The following is a 5,248-nucleotide window of genomic DNA, read 5'->3' as shown; positions in this document are numbered from 1 at the left end:
GTCGTCGGACGACGACGAACAGGCGCTCAGGACGAGCAGCGCGACGACGCCCGCTCCGGCCGTCCGCAGGGATCGGGTACGGGTACGGGTCATCACAGGTCCACTCCCAGGTCGCGACAGCAGGATGTCCCGATGATAATGCCGCAGGCGCGAGCCGTAAGTCCCCTGTCAGCTCGCATCAGCGTGCTCCATTGCCTTGTGGAGTTGGCAGATGCGCCGACGCAAGCGCCCTGCGCTCACGCCCGGTCGATGTGGACGTTGGTCGACTTCACCCGGGCGGTCGCCTCCACGCCGACCTCCAGGCCCAGCTCCTCCACGGCCTCGCGGGTCAGCAGGGACACCAGCCGGTGCGGACCCGCCTGGATCTCCACCTGCGCGGCGACGTCGCCGAGCTTCACGGCGGTGACGATGCCGGGGAAGGCGTTGCGCGCGGAGGTGTACGAGGCGTCCTCCTCGGCGCCGCCGGCCTTGGCCAGCTCGACGGAGAAGGCGGCCAGGTCCCGGCCGTCGACGAGCCGCCGCCCGGTCTCGTCCCGGTGCGTGGCCACCCGGCCCGCGTCCGCCCAGCGGCGCGCGGTGTCGGGACTGACGCCGAGCAGCCGCGCCGCCTGACCGATCGTGTAGGACTGCATGGGCGTCACGATACGTGAGCGGTCACTGAGGCACGGGGGCGCGATCACGAAATTCCGGGAGGCGGCGCCGGTGAGCGGGAGCGTGGCGGGGTGGCGTGCCTCCGCCTGGCGCCTGACCCTGACCCCTCTCCGACGCGACGTGAAGACCTCGCTCCGCGGCACACCGTGCGCGGTCGCCGCCCCGCTCTCGTCGCACACCTGCCCTACGGCGACTCCGCCCTCACGCAGTCGAGGCCGACGGCCTCGGCGTCTACGTCGAGCGGGTGTCCGCCTGCCGGCGCCGACGGCCCCGCGGCGCGGGGTGGACGAGGTCGAGGCGTCACCGCAGTCGCCCCAGGTGGCGTGGTGGACCGGAGTAGTCGCTCCACCGGCTGGGACCAGCGGCTCGCCGGGCCCGCAGCGCTGTGTTCGGCCGTCCGCGGAGTCGTTCAGCTGGTCAATGCGGCATGCGGGAGGCCGAATGTGAACGCCGGATGTGGCACCGGTTACGACCACTGTGCGTGTGCACTGTGTGACCTGTTGCACATTCACAGTGTATTCACAGGGTGAAGGTGCGCCCTGGCCTGGTGTTTCGCCATGGTGTGCGAGAGGGATGCGCACGATCGATTCTTGTGGACGTCGAGAAGTCGCTGGCTGCGGTCTACGGGCGTAGGTATGGTCGCCGTCGTACCTAGCTCTGACTGAAAAAGGGGGGGCTGTCATGGCAGCCACGACGCTCGGTTACTCAAGTACAGTTCCGCGCGCTCTCGTGCACAGAGAAGCGCTTGCGGAGGTGTTTCTGACTGACTATCAGCGTCAGGGGGAGGGACTGTCGGTCGCCGCTCAACTGCCGCGTACTCACAGCTACTACAACGATCACACCAGCAATCCCGCACTGTACGACCCTCTGGTGGTCATGGAGGTGCTGCGGCAGTGCGGCATCCTCGTCTCGCACTGCCTCCTCGACGCGCCACAGGAGTCGAGCATGGTCTTCGACGGGGCCACGCTGGACCTGCTGGACACGCGTCCGCTGCGCATCGGCCCGCGGCCCACGCACGTCGCGGTCGACTTCCAGCCGGAGCAGGTGAAGCAGCGCGGCGGTCGGGCCAGCGGGGCGGTGTTCCGCGCTTCCGTCTCAGTCGACGGCGTCGAGTTCGCGCGCGGGAGCCTGGAGTGGCGGTGGATGACGCGGCGGACCTGGCAAGCCCTGCGGGAACGGGCGCGGGCGTCACTCGACCTGACGCCCCGTGCCCATCTCACCGGGTTGCGTCTGCCGACGTACCTGGTCGGCCGGGGTTCGGCGCACAACGTCGTGCTCGCCGGCGCCGAGACCGAGGGTGACCAGGTGACCGGGCACGTGGTGGTCGACCGGGATCACCCCGGCCTTTTCGATCACCCGCTGGACCACATATCGGGAGCCCTCATGTTCGAGGCGTTCCGCCAGACCGCGCTCTACGCCGCGAGCGAGGTGCACGGCCTTGCCCCGCGAGGACTGGTCGTGACGTCGATGGCCACGGAGTTCCAACGGGTCGGGGAGTTCGAACTGCCGACCGACTGCAAGGCGCGGGTCGGGGCGGTCGGTGACGACGGCGTCCTCGTCACCATGGACATGGTGCAGGAGGAGCACACGATCGCCACGGCGCGGTTCGGCCTGGAGCGGGCCGCCTGCTTCGCTGCCCCCGCCGCCGGGACCGAGTTGGTGTCGGCGTGACGGCGGCTTCCGGGGCCGCGGCCGGCCACCTCCCCACCATGATGGTCTGGTTCGACTTCGGTGGAGTGCTCTCCCCGCCGCTGGACGAACTGTTCCGGTCGTTCGAGAAGAAGACCGGTATCACTCCGGAGCAGATGCAGGACGCGATGGCGGAAGTCGGGCGGGAGTTGGGAGTCCCCGTCCTTGAACCCATCGAGCTCGGCACGATGCCCGAGGCCGAGTGGGCCGCGCTGCTCTCGGCCGCGTTGCGCCGCAGGTGGCCCAGAGTCGACCAGTCCCGGGCGGACTGGAGTCGCTTCGGCCGGCAGTGGTTCGACGGGGTCACGGCCAACGAGCACATGGCCGCTGCGGCGCGGTCGCTGCGCCGGGAGGGCTTCCGGGTGGGGATCCTCTCCAACAACGTGCGGGAGTGGGGACCGTACTGGAAGAAGATCGTCGAGTCCCTGACGTTCGACGCCGTGGTCGACTCCTGCGACTACGGCGTGCGCAAGCCGCAGCCGGAGATCTACGCCCTGGCCGGACGGACCGGGAGGGTAGCGGCGGACGACTGCGTGCTCGTCGATGACCTGGCGGAGAACTGCGCCGCCGCCGAAGCCGCGGGCTGGGCCACGGTCCACTTCCGTGACACCCGGCAGGCACTGCTGGAACTGAGCGCGGTCACCGGTATCCGTCTGTGCCGGATGCCCTGACGGAGCGCCTCGTCCGTATCCTTCACCACCTTCTGGAGTACACATGACCACCCTCGTTCCCGAGGCGACCGGCATCGACGGCATCGTCCATCTCGATCCGGTCCCCGCTTTCACCCCGCTCGCCGAGCGCAGCCGCGGTGGCGTGCCGCAGATCCTCCTGCCCAGCGGGCACACCGCCCTCCACCTCACCCGCTACGCGGACGTGCACCGGATTCTCACCGACCCCTCGTTCGGCCGCACCGCCACGAACACCGAGGACGGACCCAGCTTCCTGCCGACGATCATGCCGAAGGAGCTGCTGCTCAACCTGGACGCGCCCCACCACGCGCGGATGAAGGCGTTCGTGAACGCCGACTACAGCGCGTCCGCGGTCGAGCGGCTCAGACCCGTCGTACGGGAACTCTTGCTGGACAAGGTGGCACGCCTGCGGGCCGAGGACCGGCCGGACCTGTACGCGACGGTCCTCGACCGGCTGCCCGCCGAGGTCAATGGGCGCTTCCTCGGCATACCCGACGAGGACATCCCGTTCTACCGTCCGCTCGCGCACACCGTGCAGATCGCCTCGCACGAAGACGTGCCCGGGCTGGTGCAGGACTTCACCGCTCTGTACGGGTACCTGCTGGATCTGGTCACCGGAGCCCGTCCGCGGACGCCCGGCGGTCTGATCGACCGGTTCGTGGCCGCGCGCGGCACCGCGCAGCCGCCACTGAGCGACGCGGAACTGGTGGGCATCCTGCTCGGCTCGGTGCTCGGCGCGGATCAGAATGTGCTGTCCGTCGCCGCCAAGATCGTGTACACGCTGCTGTGCCGGCCGGTGCTGTGGCGGCGGCTGGTCGATCGCCCCGAGGACATCGGCCCGATCCTCGACGAACTGATCCGGCTGATCCCGCTGGGGAACATCTCCGCCTTCCCCAGGCTGGCCACTCGCCGGGTGGAGGTCTCGCAAGGTGTCATCGAAGCGGGTGACGTCGTGTATCCGGACGCCTTCCAGGCCAACCGGGACCCGGAGGTCTTCCCCGATCCGCTGGTCGTCGACCCGGACCGCGGAGGCAAGCGGCACCTGCAGTTCGGGTACGGAATGCACCACTGTATGGGCGCGGCCCTGGCCCGGATGGAGATCACCGAGCTGCTCACCGTCCTCACGGCGGAGTTGCCGGGCCTCGCCCTGGCGGCCGACGCGGAGACCTTGCCGTGGGACAGCGGGGTGATCCTGCGCCGCCCCACGGCGCTGCCCGTGCGCTGGTAGCGCCCGAGCCGGCGACGGCCACCGCAACTCCGTCCGCGCGTGTGCCCGTTCACGCGCGGACGGACCGTTTCACACGCCGAGCGCCTCCCGCGGAAGGACGTCCGCCGGGCCCGGCGGTGACGGATTGTCCGCGATGAGCCTCAGCAGGCCGGGGAACCGCTCCTCGATGTCCTGCCGACGCAGTTGCGCGCTGCGGCTGTTCCCCCGGTCGACCTGCCGGATCAGGCCGGCCTCCCGCAGGATGCGGAAGTGGTGCGTGCGGGTGGACTTGGACACCGGCAGACCGAAGGACGTGCACGTCCGCTCGGTGTCCTCGGACTGGCGTACCAGGGTGGCCATCACGTGATAGCGCAACGGGTCCGACAAGGCCCTGAGCACGGTGAAGAGGTCCATTTCCCCAGGGGTGGGGTGCCCTTCGCTGTCCGGCATGCCGCTGCTCCTCACAGGGATGTGCTTGCTGCGTCGTCGCATCCCCTCAAAGGTACTACTTGCGTCCGACCTTGCTCCCGTGCCAGCGTTAGGTACGACAGAATCCGTACCTCCGGGGTGGCGGTCCGCGTGGTGCCCACCGCGGTCCCGCGCCCCGAAGAGACGTCCGCTCAACGAATCCGGAGCCCCCCGTGGCCTCATCGACCACCGATCCCGTGTCCTCCGCACACTCCGCCGCTCCCCCCGCCGCCGCGGACGCCCGGACCGGCGCGGCAGCACCGGGCGGCGCGGGCCTGACCCTGTTCGCCGTGCTGCTCGCGGTGTTCGTCGTCCCCACCTCCATCTCCGGCACGGCCGTCGCCCTGCCGGACATCGGCGCCGACACCGGCGCCGGATCGGCCTCCCTCCAGTGGGTCGTCAACGCGTTCAACGTCGCCTTCGCCTGCTTCACCCTGGTGTGGGGCACGCTCGCCGACCTGATCGGCCGCATCCGCGCCTTCGCGCTGGGCGCCGCCGTCTTCGCCATCGCCTCACTGGTGTGCGCGCTGGCCCCGAACGTCTA

The 5,248-nt window shown here is 70.0% G+C and carries 6 protein-coding genes; 4 read left to right on the top strand and 2 right to left on the bottom strand.

The annotated features are described in order from the left end of the window. Positions 1–236: 236 nt before the first annotated feature. Positions 237–632 (bottom strand): helix-turn-helix transcriptional regulator, encoded by a 396-nt coding sequence (locus RIF68_RS26565; protein ID WP_309053831.1) that lies wholly within the window; start codon positions 630–632, stop codon positions 237–239. A 700-nt stretch (positions 633–1,332) separates the two neighbouring features. On the opposite strand from RIF68_RS26565, the gene RIF68_RS26560 reads away from it, so the two are divergent. The 3 genes from RIF68_RS26560 to RIF68_RS26550 are packed head-to-tail and all read left to right on the top strand — an operon-like array spanning position 1,333 to position 4,257. Further along, complete coding sequence (locus RIF68_RS26560; RefSeq protein ID WP_309053830.1) at positions 1,333–2,322, top strand: ScbA/BarX family gamma-butyrolactone biosynthesis protein; 990 nt, start codon at positions 1,333–1,335, stop codon at positions 2,320–2,322. Beyond that, the gene (locus RIF68_RS26555) at positions 2,319–3,011 is read left to right on the top strand and encodes an HAD-IA family hydrolase (protein WP_309053829.1); all 693 of its coding nucleotides are present in this window, start codon (positions 2,319–2,321) and stop codon (positions 3,009–3,011) included. The genes RIF68_RS26560 and RIF68_RS26555 overlap by 4 nt, the downstream gene beginning before the upstream one ends. 43 nt (positions 3,012–3,054) lie before the next feature. After that, on the top strand, positions 3,055–4,257 hold the full coding sequence (locus RIF68_RS26550; RefSeq protein WP_309053828.1) for a cytochrome P450: 1,203 nt from the start codon (positions 3,055–3,057) through the stop codon (positions 4,255–4,257). A 69-nt stretch (positions 4,258–4,326) separates the two neighbouring features. Here the strand turns inward: RIF68_RS26550 and RIF68_RS26545 are convergent, their stop codons facing one another. Next, positions 4,327–4,686 (bottom strand): helix-turn-helix transcriptional regulator, encoded by a 360-nt coding sequence (locus RIF68_RS26545; RefSeq protein ID WP_309053827.1) that lies wholly within the window; start codon positions 4,684–4,686, stop codon positions 4,327–4,329. Between the two features lie 191 nt (positions 4,687–4,877). Between RIF68_RS26545 and RIF68_RS26540 the strand changes: the two genes are divergently transcribed. Next, positions 4,878–5,248: MFS transporter (locus tag RIF68_RS26540; RefSeq protein ID WP_375165743.1), on the top strand; the 371-nt coding region annotated here is incomplete at its 3' end.

It is taken from the genome of Streptomyces sp., from assembly GCF_031178505.1.
Classification (GTDB): Bacteria; Actinomycetota; Actinomycetes; order Streptomycetales; family Streptomycetaceae; genus Streptomyces; species Streptomyces gulbargensis.
This window is presented reverse-complemented; position numbering and strand designations above follow the sequence as displayed.

What these genes read in the sequence shown, in the direction of transcription:
- RIF68_RS26545 (WP_309053827.1), bottom strand. Translation starts at nt 4,686, where the DNA reads ATGCCGGACAGCGAAGGGCACCCCACCCCTGGGGAAATGGACCTCTTC.
- RIF68_RS26550 (WP_309053828.1), top strand. Translation starts at nt 3,055, where the DNA reads ATGACCACCCTCGTTCCCGAGGCGACCGGCATCGACGGCATCGTCCAT.
- RIF68_RS26560 (WP_309053830.1), top strand. Translation starts at nt 1,333, where the DNA reads ATGGCAGCCACGACGCTCGGTTACTCAAGTACAGTTCCGCGCGCTCTC.
- RIF68_RS26565 (WP_309053831.1), bottom strand. Translation starts at nt 632, where the DNA reads ATGCAGTCCTACACGATCGGTCAGGCGGCGCGGCTGCTCGGCGTCAGT.